Annotated in this window: 15 protein-coding genes and 1 rRNA gene; all 16 read right to left on the reverse strand. The window is 71.0% G+C overall.

All coding sequences use genetic code 11. From position 1 onward, the window contains the following. Positions 1-203 precede the first annotated feature (203 nt). The gene (locus SROS_RS35050) at positions 204-2972 is read right to left on the reverse strand and encodes a ribonuclease E/G (RefSeq protein WP_012893689.1); all 2769 of its coding nucleotides are present in this window, start codon (positions 2970-2972) and stop codon (positions 204-206) included. 95 nt (positions 2973-3067) lie between these two features. Continuing rightward, a complete protein-coding gene (locus tag SROS_RS35055) occupies positions 3068-3847 on the reverse strand; it encodes a TIGR03936 family radical SAM-associated protein (RefSeq protein ID WP_012893690.1) in 780 nt (259 codons plus the stop codon). A gap of 103 nt (positions 3848-3950) precedes the next feature. Beyond that, on the reverse strand, positions 3951-5861 hold the full coding sequence (locus tag SROS_RS35060; RefSeq protein WP_012893691.1) for a TIGR03960 family B12-binding radical SAM protein: 1911 nt from the start codon (positions 5859-5861) through the stop codon (positions 3951-3953). An 18-nt stretch (positions 5862-5879) separates the two neighbouring features. Further along, a complete protein-coding gene (locus tag SROS_RS35065) occupies positions 5880-6776 on the reverse strand; it encodes an aminoglycoside phosphotransferase family protein (RefSeq protein WP_012893692.1) in 897 nt (298 codons plus the stop codon). After that, a complete protein-coding gene (locus tag SROS_RS46420) occupies positions 6773-8200 on the reverse strand; it encodes a hypothetical protein (protein ID WP_012893693.1) in 1428 nt (475 codons plus the stop codon). Before SROS_RS46420 ends, SROS_RS35065 begins: the two co-directional genes overlap by 4 nt. Before the next feature lie 103 nt (positions 8201-8303). After that, on the reverse strand, positions 8304-8528 hold the full coding sequence (locus SROS_RS35075) for a hypothetical protein (RefSeq protein ID WP_012893694.1): 225 nt from the start codon (positions 8526-8528) through the stop codon (positions 8304-8306). Positions 8529-8642: 114 nt separating this feature from the next. Next, positions 8643-9806, reverse strand: coding sequence for a rod shape-determining protein RodA (gene rodA, locus SROS_RS35080; RefSeq protein WP_012893695.1), 1164 nt, complete (start codon positions 9804-9806; stop codon positions 8643-8645). A 55-nt stretch (positions 9807-9861) separates the two neighbouring features. Further along, positions 9862-11925 (reverse strand): penicillin-binding protein 2, encoded by a 2064-nt coding sequence (gene mrdA / locus SROS_RS35085; RefSeq protein WP_043653586.1) that lies wholly within the window; start codon positions 11923-11925, stop codon positions 9862-9864. Positions 11926-11992: 67 nt separating this feature from the next. Beyond that, on the reverse strand, positions 11993-12523 hold the full coding sequence (gene mreD / locus SROS_RS35090; RefSeq protein WP_012893697.1) for a rod shape-determining protein MreD: 531 nt from the start codon (positions 12521-12523) through the stop codon (positions 11993-11995). Between the two features lie 2 nt (positions 12524-12525). After that, positions 12526-13455, reverse strand: coding sequence for a rod shape-determining protein MreC (mreC, locus tag SROS_RS35095; RefSeq protein ID WP_245564382.1), 930 nt, complete (start codon positions 13453-13455; stop codon positions 12526-12528). A gap of 23 nt (positions 13456-13478) precedes the next feature. Next, positions 13479-14510, reverse strand: a complete 1032-nt coding sequence (locus tag SROS_RS35100) for a rod shape-determining protein (protein ID WP_012893699.1) — start codon at positions 14508-14510, stop codon at positions 13479-13481. Between the two features lie 194 nt (positions 14511-14704). Then, the gene (ndk, locus tag SROS_RS35105) at positions 14705-15115 is read right to left on the reverse strand and encodes a nucleoside-diphosphate kinase (RefSeq protein WP_012893700.1); all 411 of its coding nucleotides are present in this window, start codon (positions 15113-15115) and stop codon (positions 14705-14707) included. 95 nt (positions 15116-15210) lie between these two features. Beyond that, a complete protein-coding gene (locus SROS_RS35110; protein ID WP_012893701.1) occupies positions 15211-17214 on the reverse strand; it encodes an MFS transporter in 2004 nt (667 codons plus the stop codon). Positions 17215-17225: 11 nt separating this feature from the next. Then, a complete protein-coding gene (locus SROS_RS35115) occupies positions 17226-17564 on the reverse strand; it encodes a DUF4233 domain-containing protein (protein WP_012893702.1) in 339 nt (112 codons plus the stop codon). Positions 17565-17590: 26 nt separating this feature from the next. Beyond that, positions 17591-18883 (reverse strand): bifunctional folylpolyglutamate synthase/dihydrofolate synthase, encoded by a 1293-nt coding sequence (locus SROS_RS35120; protein ID WP_043653596.1) that lies wholly within the window; start codon positions 18881-18883, stop codon positions 17591-17593. Positions 18884-19006: 123 nt separating this feature from the next. Further along, positions 19007-19123: ribosomal RNA gene (rrf, locus tag SROS_RS35125) — 5S ribosomal RNA — on the reverse strand. Positions 19124-19195 lie beyond the last annotated feature (72 nt).

A 19195-nucleotide genomic window follows, 5' to 3' on the forward strand; every position in this document is an offset into this window, starting at 1 on the left:
TGACTACTTGCTCGCTGGATGCTGCGCCCCGCATCCGGCTATGGTCACTGGTTTGACCGACGAACCGGGTAGGCGCGCGAACAGGGCGCGCCATGAGCGCACCGGTTCACCAGGGTACCGGATTACCGGTGTCCTGAGCGAACCGGGCGGAACGTCGGAGGTTGCCGGCCTGACGGCCGACATGGCCTTACTTGGTTGCCGACCTAATCGGCCGACTTGGCCTTGCGGGAGCGTCGCCGCCCCCGGCCGGAAGCCTGTATGCCCTGTGCGTCCTCTGCTGGGACGTCATCAAGCGCATCGGTCACCGTATCACGGCCGGACTGGTCACCGGCCGCGACAGCGTGGCCGGCGTCCTTGCCGAGCTTGTCCGCGACGGCCTTCTCCACGGCCATCTTGCCCTGGGTGCCGCGCGGCTCGGGCTTGCTCTCGACCGGCTCGGTCGAGACGTGCAGGCCGCGGCCGTTGCAGCACTCGCAGACGGTGGAGAAGGCCTCCAGGAGGCCCTGTCCGACCCGCTTGCGGGTCATCTGCACCAGACCGAGGGAGGTGACCTCGGCGACCTGGTGCTTGGTCCGGTCGCGGGCCAGGCACTCCAGCAGCCGCCGCAGCACCAGGTCCCGGTTGTTCTCCAGCACCATGTCGATGAAGTCGATGACGATGATGCCGCCGATGTCCCGCAGCCTGAGCTGGCGGACGATCTCCTCGGCCGCCTCCAGGTTGTTGCGGGTGACGGTCTCCTCGAGGTTTCCGCCCTGGCCGGTGAACTTGCCGGTGTTGACGTCGACCACGGTCATGGCCTCGGTCCGGTCGATCACCAGCGAGCCTCCGCTGGGCAGCCAGACCTTGCGCTCCATCGCCTTGGCGATCTGCTCGTCGATCCGGTAGGCGGCGAAGACGTCGGCGCCGTCCTCCCACCGGGAGAGCCGGTCGGCCAGGTGCGGGGCGACATAGCGGACGTATTCGTCAACCGTCTCCCACACGTCGTCGCCCGCCACGACCAGCGAGGTGAAGTCCTCGTTGAAGACGTCGCGGACCACCCGGACGGTCAGGTCCGGCTCGGAGGACAGCAGCTCCGGCGCGCTGGCCGACTTGGCCTTGCGCTGGATGTTCTCCCACTGGGCCGACAGCCTGGCCACGTCACGGCCGAGCTCCTCCTCCGACGCGCCCTCGGCGGCCGTACGGACGATGACCCCGGCGTTCTCCGGCATCACCTTCTTCAGGATGCTCTTGAGACGGGTGCGCTCCTTGTCGGGGAGCTTGCGGCTGATACCGGTCATCGAGCCGTCGGGCACGTAGACCAGGTAACGGCCGGGGAGGCTGATCTGCGAGGTGAGCCGCGCGCCCTTGTGCCCGATCGGGTCCTTGGTGACCTGGACCAGCACCGACTGGCCGGACTTCAGCGCCACCTCGATCCGCTTGGGCTGACCCTCCAGCCCCGCGGTGTCGAAGTTGACCTCACCGGCGTACAGCACCGCGTTGCGGCCCTTGCCGATGTCGACGAACGCCGCCTCCATGCTCGGCAGGACGTTCTGCACCTTGCCGAGGTAGACGTTGCCCACGTAGGACTGGCTCGCCTCGCGGTTGACGTAGTGCTCGACGAGGACGCCGTCCTCCATCACCGCGATCTGGGTCCGGCCGCCGGTGCGGCGGACCACCATCACGCGCTCGACGGACTCCCGGCGGGCCAGGAACTCCGACTCGGTGATGATCGGCGGACGCCTCCGGCCGAGCTCACGCCCCTCACGGCGGCGCTGCTTCTTGGCCTCCAGGCGGGTCGACCCGCGCACGCTCTGCACCTCGTCCACCGAGGTGCTGCGTCCGGCGCGGGGCGCGCGGATGCGCACCACGGTGTTCGGCGGGTCGTCCTGGACCTCGCCGGCCTCCTCGGTGCCCCTGCGGCGACGGCGGCGGCGACGGCGCGAACCGCCGGCCTCGTCCTCGTCCTGCTCGGCCTCGGGCGCCGTCGCGTCCTCGGACTGGTCGGAGTCGTCGTCCTCGGACTCGTCCAGCTCGCGGGTCTTGCCCCGGCCGCGGCCGCCCCTGCGGCGGCGACGGCGACGGCCACCGGCCTCGTCGTCGCCCTCGGTGTCGTCGTCCTCGGGCTCTTCGGCGGTCTCGGCCTCGACCTCGGCGGGCTCCGGCTCGGGCTGCTGCACCGGGGCGGGCTGCTGCTGCGCGGGGGCGGTGCGGGCCGCGGGCTGCTCGGCCCGGTGCGGGTCAGGGGCCTGGAACAGCGGCTGGAACACCGCGGCGGGCGCCTGGAAGGTCACCGAGGGGACCTCGGCACGCTCCTGGGCGGCCAGTCCGAACGGGTCGACGAACAGCCCCGGCCGTTCCTCGACGACGTCCTCACCGGCGGGCTCGTCGTCCAGCGCCTCGTCGGCGGGCATCGCGAGCAGCAGCGACGCCGCGACCTCCTCGGCCTCGGCCTCGCTTATGTCGGCCACCGGCTCCGGCTCGGCCGGCACGTCCTGCTGGACGGCCTTCCTGCGGGTACGGCTGCGCTTCACCGGCGCGGGGGCCTCCTCCGCCACCGGCTCGGGAGCGGTCTCCACGACCGGCTCGGGAGCCTCCTCGGCGACCGGCTCGGGAGCCGCCTTCTTGGCGCGGCTGCGCCGGGCGGGCGTCGTGGCCGGCGCCGTGGAGGCCGTCGTGGCCGCCTTGCGCCGGGTGGCGCGCTTGGGCGCCGTCTCCTGAGCCGTCTCGGGCTCGGGCTGAGCCGTCGCGGGCTCAGGTTCGGCGGTCACCGCGGGAGCCTCGGGCTCCGCGGTCACCACCGGGGTCTCAGGCTCCGTCGCCACCGGCGCGGAGGGCTGTTCCACGGCCGCCACCACCTGTGGGGCGGGCTCTGGGTCCTCCGGCGGAGGCCCGGCGGGCCGGCTGGCGACCCGCCGACGGCGCGTCGGCTCTGTCTTCTCCGTCATGTCCCCATCGGGGCCATTGGCCCCGACGTTGGGCTCGTTGTCGAGCATGCGGGCGCTCTCCCGTCAGCTCCCGGGCGCGTCTCCGCGCCGCGCGGGAGCTCTCGTCTCTCGCTGTACGCCGGGCCTGAGCCCGGCGCCAAGTCCTATAGGTCGCCGCCGACGTACTGGCCCACCGGTTCCGTTTCGCCGCCGCGCGTACTGTCGCGGTCCAGGTCGAACGGATCGGCGGGCTTACCGGTGCGCACGTCCAGCGGGCCCTGCGCCAGCCTGGTCACCTCGGGGGGCACCGGCGGCGCGAAGTCAGCCACAAGACGCAATCCAGTAAGAACGTCGTCGGGTCGAACGGCAGGAGTTGCGTGCCGTACAACCATGCGAAGTATGACACATGGCTGACTGGACGCCTGACCTGCTGTTGTCTCAGTTCCCTCAATAACCTCGAGGCTCAGCACCGCCTCTCGCGCATCGAAGCGGCGCGGCCCCTTTTTGGTGAGGCGCTCCACTTCGACCCGCTCGGTGGTGATGAACCGCTCGACCGCCACCCCGGCGAGGGCGGCGTCGGCCTCCGGCAGCCGGATCTCCCACGCCGAGCACTCCAGCCGGTCGGCCAGGCTGCCGGCGCCCGCCTCGACGACGTCGAGCACGTCGAGACCGTGTGGGAGGGAGGTGTCCAGCGCGGCACGGAACCGGTCGGGATCACACTCTCGCGTCACGCCGATCTCGAGGTATTCGGCCTCGCTGGCGACTCCGGTGGGTGCGGCCGCGCCCACATAGGAGATCCTGGGGTGGGGTGAGAAGCCCGCGCTGAACGCCACCGGCACGTCGGCGCGCCGGACCGCGCGTTCCACGGCCCGGGAGATGTCACGGTGGCTGGTGAAACGCAGGCGGCCGCGCTTGGCGTAGCGAACACGCAGGCGCTGCACCACGGGCGCGGGCGGAGGCCCATCGGGAGCGGGTTTCAGGGTGGTGTCGTCCTTCCCAAGTCGTGGTCGTCAGTTCAGGATAGGCCGTGCTCACGCACGGCCTATCTCAGACAACCGTCAGTGGCAGCAGCTTCTTCCCCGTGGGCCCGATCTGGATCTCGGTACCCATGGTGGGGCAGACGCCGCAGTCGTAGCACGGCGTCCAGCGGCAGTCCTCGACCTCGACATCGTTGACGGCGTCCTGCCAGTCCTGCCAGAGCCACTCGCGGTCGAGGCCGGCGTCGAGGTGGTCCCAGGGCAGGACCTCGTTCTCCTCGCGCTCGCGCGTGGTGTACCAGTCGACATCGACGCCGGACTTGGCCGCCGCCTCCATCCAGCGCTGGTAGGAGAAGTGCTCGCTCCAGCCGTCGAACCGGCCGCCGCCCTCCCACACCGCGCGGATGACCTTGCCCACCCGGCGGTCGCCCCGGGAGAGCATGCCCTCCACGATCGAGGGCTTGCCGTCGTGATAGCGCAGGCCGATGGCCCGGCCGTACTCCCTGTCGCCGCGCAGGGCGTCCTTCAACGCCTTGAGCCTGCGGTCCACGGTCTCGTGGTCGGCCTGGGCCGCCCACTGGAACGGGGTGTGCGGCTTGGGCACGAACCCGCCGATGGAGACCGTGCAGCGGACGTCACGCGACCCGGTGGCCTCACGGCCCGCCTTGATGACCTTCTTGGCCAGGTCGGCGATGCCGAGGACGTCGGCGTCCTCCTCGGTGGGCAGACCGCACATGAAGTAGAGCTTCACCTGCCGCCAGCCCTGGGTGTAGGCGGTGGTGACGGTCCGGATGAGGTCTTCCTCGGTGACCATCTTGTTGATCACCTTGCGCATCCGCTCGGAGCCGCCCTCCGGGGCGAACGTCAGACCCGACCGGCGGCCGTTGCGGGAGAACTCGTTGGCCAGGTCGATGTTGAAGGCGTCGACCCGGGTCGAGGGCAGTGACAACGAGGTGTTGGTGCCCTCGTAGCGGTCGGCCAGGCCCTTGGCGACCTCGCCGATCTCGGAGTGGTCGGCCGACGAGAGCGACAACAGGCCGACCTCGTTGAACCCGGACGCCTTGACGCCCGCCTCGACCATGTCGCCGATCGTGGTGATCGAGCGCTCCCGGACCGGCCTGGTGATCATCCCGGCCTGGCAGAACCGGCAGCCGCGGGTGCAGCCGCGGAAGATCTCCACGCTGAACCGCTCGTGCACGGTCTCGGCCAGCGGGACCAGCGGCTTCTTCGGATAGGGCCACTCGTCCAGATCCATGACGGTGTGCTTGTGGACCCGCCACGGCACGCCCGACCGGTTGGGCGCGACACGCTGGATCCGGCCGTCGGCGTGATAGGCGACGTCGTAGAACTTGGGCACGTAGACCCCGCCGGACTCGGCCAGCCGCATCAGCAGCTCGTCGCGCCCGCCGGGCGAGCCCTCGGCCTTCCACTCGCGGATGACCTCGGTGATCGCGATGGCGATCTGCTCCCCGTCGCCCAGAACCGCGGCGTCGAGGAAGTCGGCGACCGGCTCGGGGTTGAAGGCGGCGTGACCGCCCGCGAGGACGATCGGATCGTCGTCACCCCGGTCCGCGGCCTCCAGCGGGATACCAGCCAGGTCCAGCGCGGTGAGCATGTTGGTGTAACCGAGCTCGGTCGAGAACGACAGCCCGAACACATCGAACGCCCGCACCGGCCGGTGAGCGTCGACCGTGAACTGGGGAACACCCTCGGAACGCATGAGCGCCTCAAGGTCGGGCCAGACCGCGTAGGTCCGCTCGGCCAGCGTCCCGGGCATCTCGTTGAGGATCTCGTAGAGGATCTGCACGCCCTGGTTGGGCAGGCCCACCTCGTAGGCGTCCGGGTACATCAGAGCCCAGCGCACCGTGGTCTCGTCCCAGTCCTTGACGGTCGAGTTGAGCTCACCTCCGACATACTGGATCGGCTTCTGCACCTTGGGCAGAAGCGCTTCCAGGCGGGGAAACAACGACTCGACAGACATGCCGTCAAGCCTATCCGCCTAGAACGGGTGCCACAGGCGGTCGTCTCCCCCTCTCAGCGAGTCGAGGCGGTGCCGCAGCTCGTCGTGGGCCCTGCGATCACGGTGCGCGTTGCGCAGCACGGCGGTGAGGGTCTGCAGCTCGCGCATGTCCCGCAGCACCGGGTAACCCTCCCACCGCGTCGCGTCGTAGCCGTAGGCCTCGCTGAAATTGGACCGCTGCCGCTCGGTCAGCCCGAACCGGATCCCCTGCAGGGTCGGGATCAGGTCGATCTCCCGCGGCCCGGCGCACACCCCGTCCCAGTCGCACAGCAGGAAGCCGTCACGGGTGCGGATCATGTTCCCGCGGTGGGCGTCGCCGTGGGTGAGCCCGTACGGCAGAGCGAACTCCAGCCGCTCGTAGTAGGTCTCGGCGAGCGTGTCGCAGCGTTCGAGCAGCCAGCCGCGGTCGTCCTCGCCGAGCGCGCGGCCGGCCAGGATCGCCCGGCGCACCGCGCCGAAGGGGTCGTGGGTCGGCAGCTCGAACGGCACGGACGGCAGGTCGTGCAGCCTGCGCAGCAGCGGTCCCAGCTGCGCAGGATCGGGCGGCGGCCCGATGTGCTCCTCGTGGTGCCAGAAGGTCGCCAGGAATCCCTCCGCGACGACCGGCTGCCTGACGTTCAGCGGCCGGATGGTGGGGAACCCCTGCTCCGCCAGCCAGCGCGTGACCCGGACCGAGGTCACCAGCCGGTCGAACTTGCCCGGCGTGGTCGCCTGCGCCAGCCGTACCACCGCCTGCTCGGCGGGCAGGTGGTAGACGGTGTTGGCGAAGTCGCGCAGCAGCGTGAAACCGGCGCTGTCCAGCCCGGCCTCCCGGCAGGCGTGGCCGAGCGCCTCGGCCGCCCGGGTGAGAAGCGAGCTTCCGGCGGCAATCGTCATCGTCCGCTCCTGTCTGAGATCGCTTGCCGGGCGTGCTGGGGCAGGCCCACGGCGCAGAAACTCTCGATCTGCCTGGCCATGTGGGCTCCCCCGGGTCTGGCGGAGAGCAGGGCGCGACCCGTGGCGAGGGTCGTGCCCAGGCTGCCGATGCGCCGGTCGGGCGGGAGCGCCAGGATCGGCGCCATGGCGCCCTCCGCTCCGCTGGCGTCGCCCTCCATGAGGTGGGCGATCGCCAGGTGGGCGCTGGCCATGGACTCGCAGCCGTAGGAGCGGTTCTCCGGATCTCCGGAGGCGTACAGGGACAGCGACGCGCCCGCCGACTCGATGGCCGCCGCCGAGAACCCGAGGTGCAGGTGGGTGACCGCCGCGTAGTAGTGCTCCTTGGCCGGGCGGAACGCGAACTCCCCGGCGATCTCGTCGTGCAGCTCGTCGGCGCCGGCCGACCGGACGTCGGCCGCCTGGCGGAGCGCCTCCGCGGCTTCCCTGCCACGGCCCAGCAGCGCGTACGAGCGGGCCCGCAACATGTGCAGCCGGGTGGCGCCGGAACCCACGTTCATGGAGGTCAGCCCCTCCTCCGCGTACTTGGCCGCGTCGCTGTAGCGCCGGTCCCACAGCGCCACCGAGGCCTGCATGCCACGCGCCCACCCCATCAGCGCCGCGTGCCCCGCCACCTTGCCGTAGGTCCACGCGGCCCGGGCGAGGGTGTCGGCGGGGATCCGGCGGTCCATGTCCATGCTGACATTGGCCATCAGCCCGCACAGCGCGCCGGTCAGGAAGTAGAGCTCCCTGGCCTGGCCCGGATGGATGCGCTTGTCCAGCGCCCTGCGGGTCCGCTCCTGCAGCTCCCGCATCTCCACGAAGAGCGGCAGCGGGGCCTCCGCGACATAGCGTTTGCCGACCCAGATCACCTGGGTGCGCAGCCGCTCCAGCGCGCCCGAGCCCAGCTCGCTCGCCTCGGCCTCCTCGGCGTGCGCGCCCGCCTCGTCGGCCGCCTCCGTGATCAGGTCCAGGACCGGCGGCGCGGACGGCCCGGACCGCAGGTCGTCGGGGGTGTAGTCGTGGGCGAAGCCGAGCTGCACGGGCCCGGTCTCGTACAGCCTGCACAGCAGGTCGGTGTAGTCCCTATCGGGCCGTGCCCCCGCCTCCCACTCCCGCCAGGAGCGCTCGGTCAGCCCGCGCCGCTTGACGCCCTCCCGGTCGCACAGGGCGTGGAAGTGCTCGATGGCCTCTTCCACGGTCCATCCGTGCGCGAGCCTGCGGCATTTGAACCTGGTCTGCTGCGGGCAGCAGGCATGGATCTCGTCGACCATCCGCTGGATGACCGCCGCGGACGGCGGGCCGGACAGGGAGGCCAGCGTCCGGTTACGGATGATCGTCGCGCAGGCCAGCGCGGCGCGGTCGCCACCACGTGTGCTCTGGGTCATCGGCTCTCCCCGCCGTGCTCCGAAGGGATCGCCGCCACGGTAGTGCTCCGGCCGTCCCGGGGTGCACCTGAGAGCCGGCCGCCGGTCCGGGAGAGCGCGCCCCTCATGAACCGCTACCGCCGAAGGGCCCGACCGTCCCGCCGTTGCGGAGCTGGGCCTGGAAGAGCTGCCCGCACAGGCTGCTCGGGGTCTCGGCGAACCAGACCGCCGGCGGGCTGCCCGCCGACACCGCGGCCCAGCGGCCCTTGCTGAAGACGATCCGATAGTCGGGAAAGGCGGTACGCAGCAGTTCCAGTGCCCGTTGCCGCTCGGCGAGCTCCGATGTCACGACCCCTCCGTCATCGCGAGTTCTGGCGTCGTTCCCAGAATGTTCGCTTGACTCCCGGCACGCCAGTGAGAATCCGGCGTCACCGACATGCGGACGGCTCTCATGTCGGCCGGCCTAGAAGGACTGCTCGCGTATGTGGATGGCCTGGAGCAATCCGATGGCGATCATATTGGCGAAGGTCGCGGTGCCGCCATAGGAGACGAACGGCAGGGGAAGGCCGGTGATCGGCATGATCCCGATCGTCATGCCGATGTTGACGAACGACTGGAAGGCCAGCCAGCACACGATCACCCCGGCCGTCAGCGTGCCGAACCGGTCGTCGCACTGCCGCGCGATGCGCATCCCGCGCAGCAGGATCACGCCGAGCAGGGCCACCACCGTGACCGAGCCGAGGAAGCCGAACTCCTCCCCCGCCACGGTGAAGATGAAGTCGGTGTGCTGCTCGGGCACGAAGCGCCCGGTGGTCTGGCCGCCGTCGAACAACCCCTTGCCGAACAGCTCCCCGGACCCGATGGCGATCAGCGACTGGGTGCTGTTGTAGCCGACGCCGCGCGGGTCGCTGGCGGGGTTGAGGAAGGCGGTGAACCGGGCGATCTGGTACGGCTCCAGCACGTCGAGGAACCACACGGCCACGGCCCCGCCGACCACGAGGAGGGCCAGGCCCCCGATCCAGCGTTTGCGGACCCCGGCGACGACGAGCGCGGCGGCCGTGATCACGCCGAGGACCATCGTGGTGCCCAGGTCGGGCTGGAGCATCACCAGGCCCATCGTGAAGGCGCCCACCACCAGCGCTATCCCGACGTCCAGGCCGCGCGGCCGGTCGGTGCCCGCGGCGGGCTGGGCCATCAGCATGGCGAGCATCAGCACCAGGCCGAGCTTGGCGAACTCCGACGGCTGGAAAGCGAACCCCCCGCCCACCATGATCCACGAGTGGGCTCCGTTCACGGTGGAGCCCAGAGGCGTGATCACCAGGAACAGCCCGAGCAGGGACAGGCCGTACACCAGGGGCGCGTAGGCCCGCAGCCTCCGGTGGTCCACCATCGCCGCCATGCCGGTCAGCACGGTCCCGATGCAGAGGTTGAGGATGTGCTTCTTGACCAGGCCGGTGGATCCGGGCGCCCAGGTCCTGGTGGACGACCAGACCAGCATGGTGCCGATCACCGCCAGCGCCGCGACGGCGACCAGCAGCACCCCGTCCATCCGGCGCACCGCCGAGGACGCCGTCACCGCCCTGCGTGTGAAGGACCCGCGCCGCGGCGCGGCCGTCGCGCGGGTCACCGCGCCACCGCCGCCGCACGGGGCAGACAGCGGGCCCGCCCCACCGTCACGCAGATCATCGAGCCACCGTGCCGTCCCGTTTGATCATCGGCGGCTCGGAGGCGGGCCGGTGAGCCGGCAGCGCCGCCGGGGCCTTGTCCCCGGTGGGCGTGAAGCCGTAGATGCCCTCGTAGATCTTCCGGGCGGCCGGAGCGGCGGTCTGGGAGCCCATCCCCCCTTGGGAGACCATGACGACTACCACGAACCGGGGCTTGTCGGCGGGCGCGAACGAGGCGAACCAGGAGGTGTCCGCCTTGCCGTAGACCTCCGCGGTGCCGGTCTTGCCGCCGATCTTCACCTTGTCCATGGGGAATCCGACGAAGGCCCCGGCGGCCGTGCCGTCGGAGGCGACCTCGCTCAGCGCCCCCTTGATGTAGGCCCGTTCCTTGGCGGAGATCGGCAGCTTGCGCACCACCGGCGTCTTGATCTCCTTGACCATGGTGCCGTCCGGCCGCACCAGCGCCCAGCCGAGCCGGGGGCTGCGCAGCCTGCCGTCGCCGACCAGCGCCGCGTAGGCCGCCGCGAGCTGCAACGGGGTCACCAGGACGTCGCCCTGTCCGATGGAGAAGTTCGCCGCGTCACCCGGCCGCCACTGGTAACCCTCCAGGCAGTTCTCGTACGCCAGCTGCTTGAGGAAGGCGGCCCGGCTGGGGTCGCTCTTGGCCACGTCCGGATAGCCGATCTTGGCGTGCCTGCAGTTGTCGGCCTTGGTCGCCGACCACAGGTCCTTCTTCCAGTGCCGGTCGGGGATCCGCCCGGCCGACTCGCCCGGCAGGTCGACGCCCGTGGGACGGCCGAACCCGAAGGCACGCGCCATGGTCGCCATCGGCTCCTTGGTCTTCGCCTTCGGCTTCAGCCCGCCGTCACGCAGCCACTGCTCATAGGCGGCCTTGTAGAAGATCGTGTCGCAGGACTTCACCAGCGCCGTGTGCAGGGTGAGCGTGCCGAGCCCGATCCCCCGGAAGTTGTTGAACGGCCGGCTGCCCACCATGAAGGAGCCCGGGCAGTCGTACTGGCCGTTCAGCGGATAGCCGTCCTTGAGCATCGCCGCCACCGACGACACCTTGAACGTCGAACCCGGCGCGAACTCCCCCTTGATGGCCCGCGACACCAGCGGCTTGCCGGTCTTGCCGGAGAGCAGCCGCTGGTACGCCACCTCGGAGATGCCGCCGGTCCAGATCGCCGGGTTGTAGGTCGGCGCGCTGGCCAGCGCGATCACCCGGCTGGTCCGCGCGTCGAGCACCACCGCCGCCGCGCCGTCGGCCTTGGGGGCGGACTTCATCGCCTCGGCCAGGGCCTTCTCCGTCACCGCCTGCACCTTGGCGTCGATGCTGGTGATGAGCGTGTCCCCGGGCGTCGGCGGCACCTGCCGCTCCACGCCGATCACCTTGCCGAGCCGGTCCACCTGCATCCGCCGGATCCCGGGCACCCCGCGCAGCGCGCTGTCGTACACCGACTCCAGGCCGTCACGGCCCACCAGGTCCACCCCGGAGAAGACCGCCTTGGACCCGGCGCGCCTGTCCATCTCGGCCTGGGTGATCGGCTGCAGGTAGCCGAGCGCCTGCGCGCCCGCACTGCTGCCCGGATACTCCCGCACCGCCTGCACCTCGGCGGTGACCCCGGGAAACTCCTCCTGCCGCTCCAGGATCTGCAGGGCCTCACGGGTGGTGACGTTGTCGTCGATCGGGATCGGCTGGTACGGCGAGCCGGGCCAGCAGGGTCTGGCGATTCCGGGACCGCACGCCCTGATGCGCTCGCGCAGGTCGGCCGGCCGGCGATCCAGCACCGTGGCCAGCCGCTGGAGCACCCCCCTGCCGTTGCCCTCCATCCGGTTCAGGCTCGTCCGGTCCACCGAGACCACGAGCCTGGTCCGGTTGCGCACCAGCGGCCGTCCCGCCGAGTCGAGGATCTGCCCGCGCACCGCGGGCACGACCACGTCGCGGGTGCGCGTCTCGGTCGCGGCCACCACGAACTCGTCGCCGCGCACCACCTGCACCTGCCAGAGCCGTACGGCCAGCAGTGCCAGCAACGACACCACCAGCACCTGCAACACGACCAGCCTGCCCCGCATCCGGATCATGTCCGCTCCTCGCACGCCGGCGCGCCCGGACGGGATCCGCGGACCCCGTGCCCGGCGGCCCGCCGGCTCATGTCCGCCCCCGCGCCAGGTATCCCGCCGGTTGGATGGTCCGCACCCGGGGCCCCCGGACGACTCTCGTCACCGCCCACACCACCGGCGGCGCGGCCAGCAGGTTGTAGAGGACCGCCTGGGGCAGCGTCGCCGTGAGCATGGACCGGCTGATCCGATCGTCACCGAGCAGCGCGCCGACCCCCGCGGCGACCAGCGGACCGGCGACCGCACAGGCCAGTGTCGTGAGCTGCCCGGCGTCCGGATAGCTCTCCACCACCCGCCCGGCCATGAACCCGATCAGGCACAGCACCAGCGCGTGCTGCCCGAGCACGTGCGCGGCGGGCGGCAGCACGTCGCTGGCCAGCCCCGCGCAGAAACCCATGACCGCGCCGGCGTTGGCCCCGCGGACCAGCGCGTAGCCCACCACGGTGAGCAGCACCAGGTCGGGCGCGCCCTCCCCCGGCAGCGGCAGCCGGTTCACGACCGTCACCTGGAAGACCATGACCAGCAGGAACACCCCCACCGAGAGCACGTCACGACCGCCCACCGTCAGATCCCCCTCCCCGCCGAGCCGGGCCCGCGCAACGCTTCGGGCTTCGGCGAAGGGACGGGCTTCGGCGAGGGAGCGCTCTTGCGCGGCCCGTCGGGCCGCACCGCGTCACGCGGGTCGCGCCGCGGCGACTGCACCACCACACCGACCACGTCCAGCGCGGTGAGGTCGGCGTACGGCCGCGCGTAGGCGATCCGGGTCAGCTCCCCCGGCGTGGCCTCCACCCGCTCCACCACCCCGATCGGCACCCCCGCCACGTACGGCACGCCACGCTGGGAGCCGAAGCTCAGGATCCGGCGGCCCGGAACGATCTGCGCGGTCGAGTCGAGCAGCCGGAACCGGACCAGGCGGCCGTTCTCCCCGACCCCGTGCACCACCCCGATCTCGTTGCTCCCCTCCAGCCGCGCCCCGGCCGCCGAGGCGGGATCGCTGAGCAGCACCACGGTCGAGGTGGACGTCCCCACCTGGACCACCCGGCCCACCAGGCCGTCGCCGTTCAGCACGGTCATCTCCGAGCGCACCCCGTCGGCGCTGCCCACGTCGAGCTCGATGGCCTCCTCGAACCCGGGCGTGCCACGCCGGGCGATCACCTGGGCGGGAACGATCCTGTATCCGGCGGTCCCGGCGACCCCCAGCAGCCGGCGCAGCTCGGCGGAGTGCCGCTGGTCCAGGCTCTGCGCCACCAGGTCACGCTTGAGCCGCTGGTTCTCCGCGCTCAGCGCGTCGATGCGGCGCTGCGCGTCGGGCGCGCCCACCATCGTCTCGAAGAACTGGCCGACCGGCCGGATGACGTCGGCCCCCGCGCTCTCGGCGGTGCCGAACAGAGCCGTACCGGCCCCGCGGAGAGGGCCGAAGGGAGAGTCGTCCCCCGCCCGATGGTCCACGGTCATGACCACGAGCGCCGCGGCCAGCAGCAGTCCTAGGCTCATCCGTGCCCGGCGCGTGTCTTTCATCAGTGCCGCGGCTCCGGGACCAGGACCTGCTGCAAGGCGTCGAAGTCCTCGACACACTTGCCCGAGCCGAGCGCGACGGAGTCGAGGGCGTTGTCCACCAGGTGGATCGGCATGCCCGTCTCGTCCTTGAGCCGCTCGTCCAGGCCCTTGAGGAGCGCGCCACCGCCGGTCAGCGCGATCCCCCGGTCCATCAGATCACCGGAGAGCTCCGGCGGGCACTTGTCCAGGGTGGTCTTGACGGCGTCCACGATCGCGTTCACCGGCTCCTCCGTGGCCTTGCGGATCTCGTGGGCCGACACGATGATCGTCTTGGGCAGACCGCTGACCAGGTCGCGACCCCGGATCTCGGCATGCCCCTCCTCGGGGAGCACGCAGGCGGAGCCGATCGCCATCTTGATCTCCTCCGCGGTCCGCTCGCCGAGCATGAGCGAATATTCCTTCTTCGCGAAGCTGATGATCGCCTGGTCCAGCTCGTCGCCGCCCACCCGGATCGACTGGCTGGTCACCACACCGCCCATCGAGATGATCGCGACCTCGGTGGTCCCGCCGCCGACGTCGACCACCATGTTGCCGGTCGGCTCGTGCACGGGGAGCCCCGCGCCGATCGCGGCCGCCATCGGCTCCTCGATGATGTAGACCTGACGCGCCCCCGCCTGGTAGCCGGCCTCCTTGACCGCCCGCTGCTCGACCCCGGTGATCCCGCTCGGCACCGCGATGATGATGCGAGGCTTGGCGAAATGGCGGCGCTTGTGCACCCGCTGGATGAAGTAGCGGAGCATACGCTCGGTGACGTCGAAGTCGGCGATGACGCCGTCCTTGAGCGGCCTGATCGCCACGATGTTGCCAGGCGTCCGGCCGATCATGCGCTTGGCCTCGATGCCGATGGCGACGATCTTCCCTGTGGTCGTGTTGATCGCGACGACGGAGGGTTCGTTGAGCACGATGCCGCGTCCCCGGACGTAGACGAGTGTGTTGGCGGTGCCGAGGTCGACTGCCATGTCGCGGCCGAGAAAAGAAAGCTTGCTGCTCATGGGGAAGGCGGCCCTCCTCCCGTGGGATCGTCGGCGAAAACTACAGAACGCACTCGAATCGTAACGTGACGTACCCACCCCTGAGCGCAATGAGCCCGCCAGTTCCAGGAAAATCTTAAGACGCGTCAAATACGTCGAGCCTCGTCAACCCCAGGGGGTTGACGAGGCTCGACGGCGCCGGATGTGGAGAATTCCTAGAAGCGGTCCGGGAAGAAGATCTTGATCTCGCGGGCGGCGGACTCGGGCGAGTCGGAGCCGTGGACCACGTTCTCACCGATCTCCAGGGCGTGGTCGCCGCGGATGGTGCCGGGGGCGGACTTGACCGGGTCGGTCAGGCCGGCGAGGGCGCGGAAGGCCTCGATGGCCCGGGGGCCCTCGAGCACCAGGGCGACCAGCGGACCGGAGGTGATGAACTCGACCAGCTCGCCGAAGAAGGGCCGCTCGGAGTGCTCGGCGTAGTGCGCCTTGGCGGTGTCGACGTCCAGGGTGCGCAGCTCCAGCGCCACGACCTTCAGGCCCTTGCGCTCGACCCGGGCGATCACGTCGCCGATGAGACCGCGCGCGACACCGTCGGGCTTGATCAGGACAAGAGTGCGCTCGGACACTGAAGTTCTCCTTTGAACAGGAAGGATTGACTCGCGGACTGCGATGAACGCGCGAAGTTTACCGCCCCCGGCCCGTTTCCCCGTGTTCGGCGGTGTCAGGTGCGGGCGGGCCCGTCTCCCAGCGCGTCCTCCGGAGACGGTGTGGGCGGCGGAACCACCGGCAGCGTGCCGGTCTTGTCCGGCCGCGGTTCCGAGCGCGGATCCGGCCGCGGCTCGGCGCCCGGTTCGGATCCGTCCCGGCCGGGCCTGTCGCCTTCCCCACCGGCCTCCGGCTCCGCCCGCGCCGCGGGAGCGGGCCATGGTGGCTGCGGCCCGGCCAGAGGCTCCAGCTCGGGGGCGGGTTCGGGGACCATCACCGGTCCGGTGGCGCGTCCGGCGGACCGGCGCGACCGCTTGACCGCCTCCGGGGCTGGAGCGGCGGAGGGGGGATCGACCGGAGTCGGGGAAGCCGAGGGTGGAGCGGCCGGAGCCGGGGAAGCCGAGGGTGGAGCCGGGCTGGCCGAAGGTGGAGCCGGGCTGGCCGGAGGTGGAGCCGAGGCGGCCGCCGCGGTCGCTGAAGGCGGCTGGACCCGGGAGCCGCCGAGTCCCCCGGCGGGTTGATCGGCCGAGGGCCGCCCGGCGGGCAGTCCCTCGGCGGGCGCCCGCCCACCCGGAGGCAGGCTGTCCCCGGCCGCGGTGTCCGCCGTGGCAGATGCGGGCACCGGGGAACGGCGTGCCAGGACGGAGCAGAGCACGATCACCGCGACCACCAGGCCGCCACCGATCAGAGCCCACAGATGGAGGGCATCGACGAACCCGTCGACCAGCGCCTGCGAGGTCGCCGCGTCCTTCAGGCTCATGAACTGGACCCCGCTGCCCAGCAGGAAGCCGGAGAGCACCGCGGGGAAGAAGAGCGACAGTGCGAAGAGCGCCGCGCCGGGGCCGGACGAGCGCAGCGCGGAGGTGAGAGCCACCGCGGCGCCGACCCCGAGCAGCGTCAGCGGGACGATGGGAGCGGGCCCGCCGGGGGCGGGGAGGAGCAACCGGACCGCGCACAGCCCGGCCACCACGAGCACCAGGCCGCCCGCGCCGGCGAGGGACACGGCGCCGTCGCCCAGCCGGCTCACCAGCGCCGCGGCGGCGACGCCCGCGACCCCCGCGATCACGAAGGCCGGCCAGAGCCCGGACAGGCCCGGACCACCCAGCCCGCCCAGCTCCACGTAGGTGACCTGGGCCGCGGTGGGCAGGACGACGACGCCCACCGCCAGCATCGTGTAAGCGGGCACCTGGCCGCCGGCACCGCCCAGGATTCTCAGGGAGGCGAGCCCGAACAGCACGAGGATGGACAGCAGCGCCGCGCCGATCAGCAGATCCGGAGGCCAGTCGAAGGTGCTGCCCAGGGCCAGGGCGGCGATGGCCACGGCGGGCACCATCGCCACGGGCAGGCGTCCGCCCTCGGCGACGTCCGTCCCGCCGCCCGCCGGGGCGCCCTGTCCCCTCTTCATCCAGAGCACGAGATAGACGGCCGCCAGCGCGAGCGCGACGCCCGTGAGCATCGGGTACGGCTGTAGCGTGACCCGCCAGGACCTCACCTCGTCAAGAGGCCACAGGGCGAGTGCCTGCGCGGTCAGGAGGCTCACCGCGAGCATGCCTCCCCACAGCGCCCGCAGGAGCGGCGACCGCTCCCAGACCGCTGCCAGGGTCGCGGGCACCAGCAGGCCGGCGCCGATCCCGTGCAGGACCCGCAGGACCCCCACCAGCAACGTGGAGTCCGCGTAACCCCCCGCCGCGTCCGCCACCGCGAGCAGGGTCAGGCCGGCGACCAGGAGCGGGGCCGCCCGCATCCGGCGGACGGCGATGGCGGCCGGCGGCACGGTCAGCACCATCGCGGGCAGCGCCAGCCCGTGCGCCCGCACCATCGCTATCTGCGAGATCTCAGGCGGGAGCAGGGTGGCCACCACCGAGATGGTGTTGGGGATGGCGACGATCGCCAGCGGAAGAACCACCGCGACGAGCAGTCCGAGGATGACGTCGAGCACCGCGGAGACACCGAGCGGGCGCGCCACGCCCTTGGGCCCGGCGGTCACCGCCCGGGTCGGTTGAGTGGGAGGGACGGCCATGTTGGCCGACTTTAGCGGGAAGTCACGCCCTCGACACGGCGAGCGACGAATATCGCCGTGATCCACAGTGCGGCGAAGATCGCTCCCAGGAAGAACATGGTCGGGACCAGGAAGCCCGCGGCGATGGCGAGCACCTGGATCACGCTTCCCATGATGTACGCGAGGGGGCGCTTCAACATGCCCGCGACCAGGACACACAGGACCGCCAGACCGATCCCGACGGTCACCGCGACGGTCGGCTCGACGTTCTGGGTGTTGATCGCCACGGGTGTGAACAGCCCGATGACGATCGCCTCCATGCCCAGCACGCTGGCACAGAGCCGGCGCATGCCCGGAGTAACTGTGATCATCTCTCGCCTTCCCGCCGTCGCCCCGCTCACGTGGCCTCGCCCGCCTTGAGAAGAAGCCGCGCGTCCCCGGCGGTGACCACGGACCCGGTGATCAGCACTCCGGCCCCGCTGAACTCGCCCAGGGCGTCCACCATCCCGATCGCCCGGTCGATGGCACTGTCCAGCCGCTCGACCTGGTGGACCCGGTCCAGCCCGAAGATCTCCTCGGCGAGCGCGGCGAGTTCGTCCACGTCCATGGACCTGGGCGAGGAGTTCCGGGTCACCACGATCTCGTCCACCATCGGCTCCAGCAGCTCCAGGATGCCTTGGACGTCCTTGTCCTCGAACACCGCCACCACGGCGATGAGCTTGGCGAAGTCGAACGACTCCTGGACGGCCTCCAGGGTCGCCTGGATCCCGCCCGGGTTGTGCGCGGCGTCCACCAGCACCGTGGGGCCCCGCCGTACGACCTCGAGCCTGCCCGGCGAGGTCACCTGCAGGAACGCCTGCCGGACCAGCTCGGGGTCGAGGGGGTCGTCTCCGACGGTCAGCGCCTCGACCGCGGCCAGCGCGCAGGCGGCGTTGCTCGCCTGGTGGGCGCCGTACAGGGGGAGCAGGACCTCGTCGTAGGTCCCCTTGAGGCTTTGCAGCCGGAGCAGCTGCCCCCCGATCGCCAGCTCCCTGCCGAGCACGCCGAACTCCAGCCCCTCACGTGCCACGGTGGCGCCCATCTCGGCGGCCCTGCGCATCAGCACCTCGGCCGCGGGAAGCTCCTGCTGGGCGAGCACGGCCGTCGCCCCGGGTTTGATGATGCCGGCCTTCTCCCCCGCGATCGTCGCGATGTCGGGACCGAGATAGTCGACGTGGTCGAGGGAGATGGGGGTGATGACGGCCACGGCGCCGTCGGCGACGTTGGTGGCGTCGAAGCTGCCGCCCATGCCGGTCTCGATCACCGCGACGTCGACGGGGGCGTCGGCGAAGGCTGCGAAGGCCATCGCCGTCAGGGTCTCGAAGAAGGAGAGCCGGCGGCCCTGGGCGTCGATCATCTGGAGGTAGGGCGCGATGTCCTCGTAGACCTCGACGAAACGCTCCTCGCTCAGCGGGGCGCCGTCCACGGAGATCCGCTCACGCATGGAGATCAGATGAGGGCTGGTGAAGCGGCCCACGCGCAGGTTCCGCTCGCGCAGAATGGTCTCGATCATGCGGGTCGTGCTCGACTTGCCGTTGGTCCCGGCGACGTGCACGACGGGGTATGAGTGCTGCGGGGAACCGAGCACGTCCATGAGCGCGGCGATCCTGTCGAGGGTGGGCTCGAAGTTCCACTCGACGCCGCGTTCCATGATTGCCAGTTCAACCGCTCGATAGTCCACGTCCCAAGCCTACTGACCTCGCGGCCGGACCCCTCACCGGCCCGTAAAACAGAAAAGGCCACCCCAAGGGGTGGCCTTCTCCTGTAAAAGATTGTCCGGCGGCGACCTACTCTCCCACACCGTCCCCGGTGCAGTACCATCGGCGCTGAAGAGCTTAACTTCCGGGTTCGGAATGTAACCGGGTGTTTCCCCTTCGCCATAACCGCCGTAACACTATGAAACTGTCAAACACACACGGTGCCTGCTGTTTCAGAATCGCATAGTGGACGCGAGCAAAAAGCT

It is taken from the genome of Streptosporangium roseum DSM 43021 (genome assembly GCF_000024865.1).
GTDB lineage: Bacteria > Actinomycetota > Actinomycetes > Streptosporangiales > Streptosporangiaceae > Streptosporangium > Streptosporangium roseum.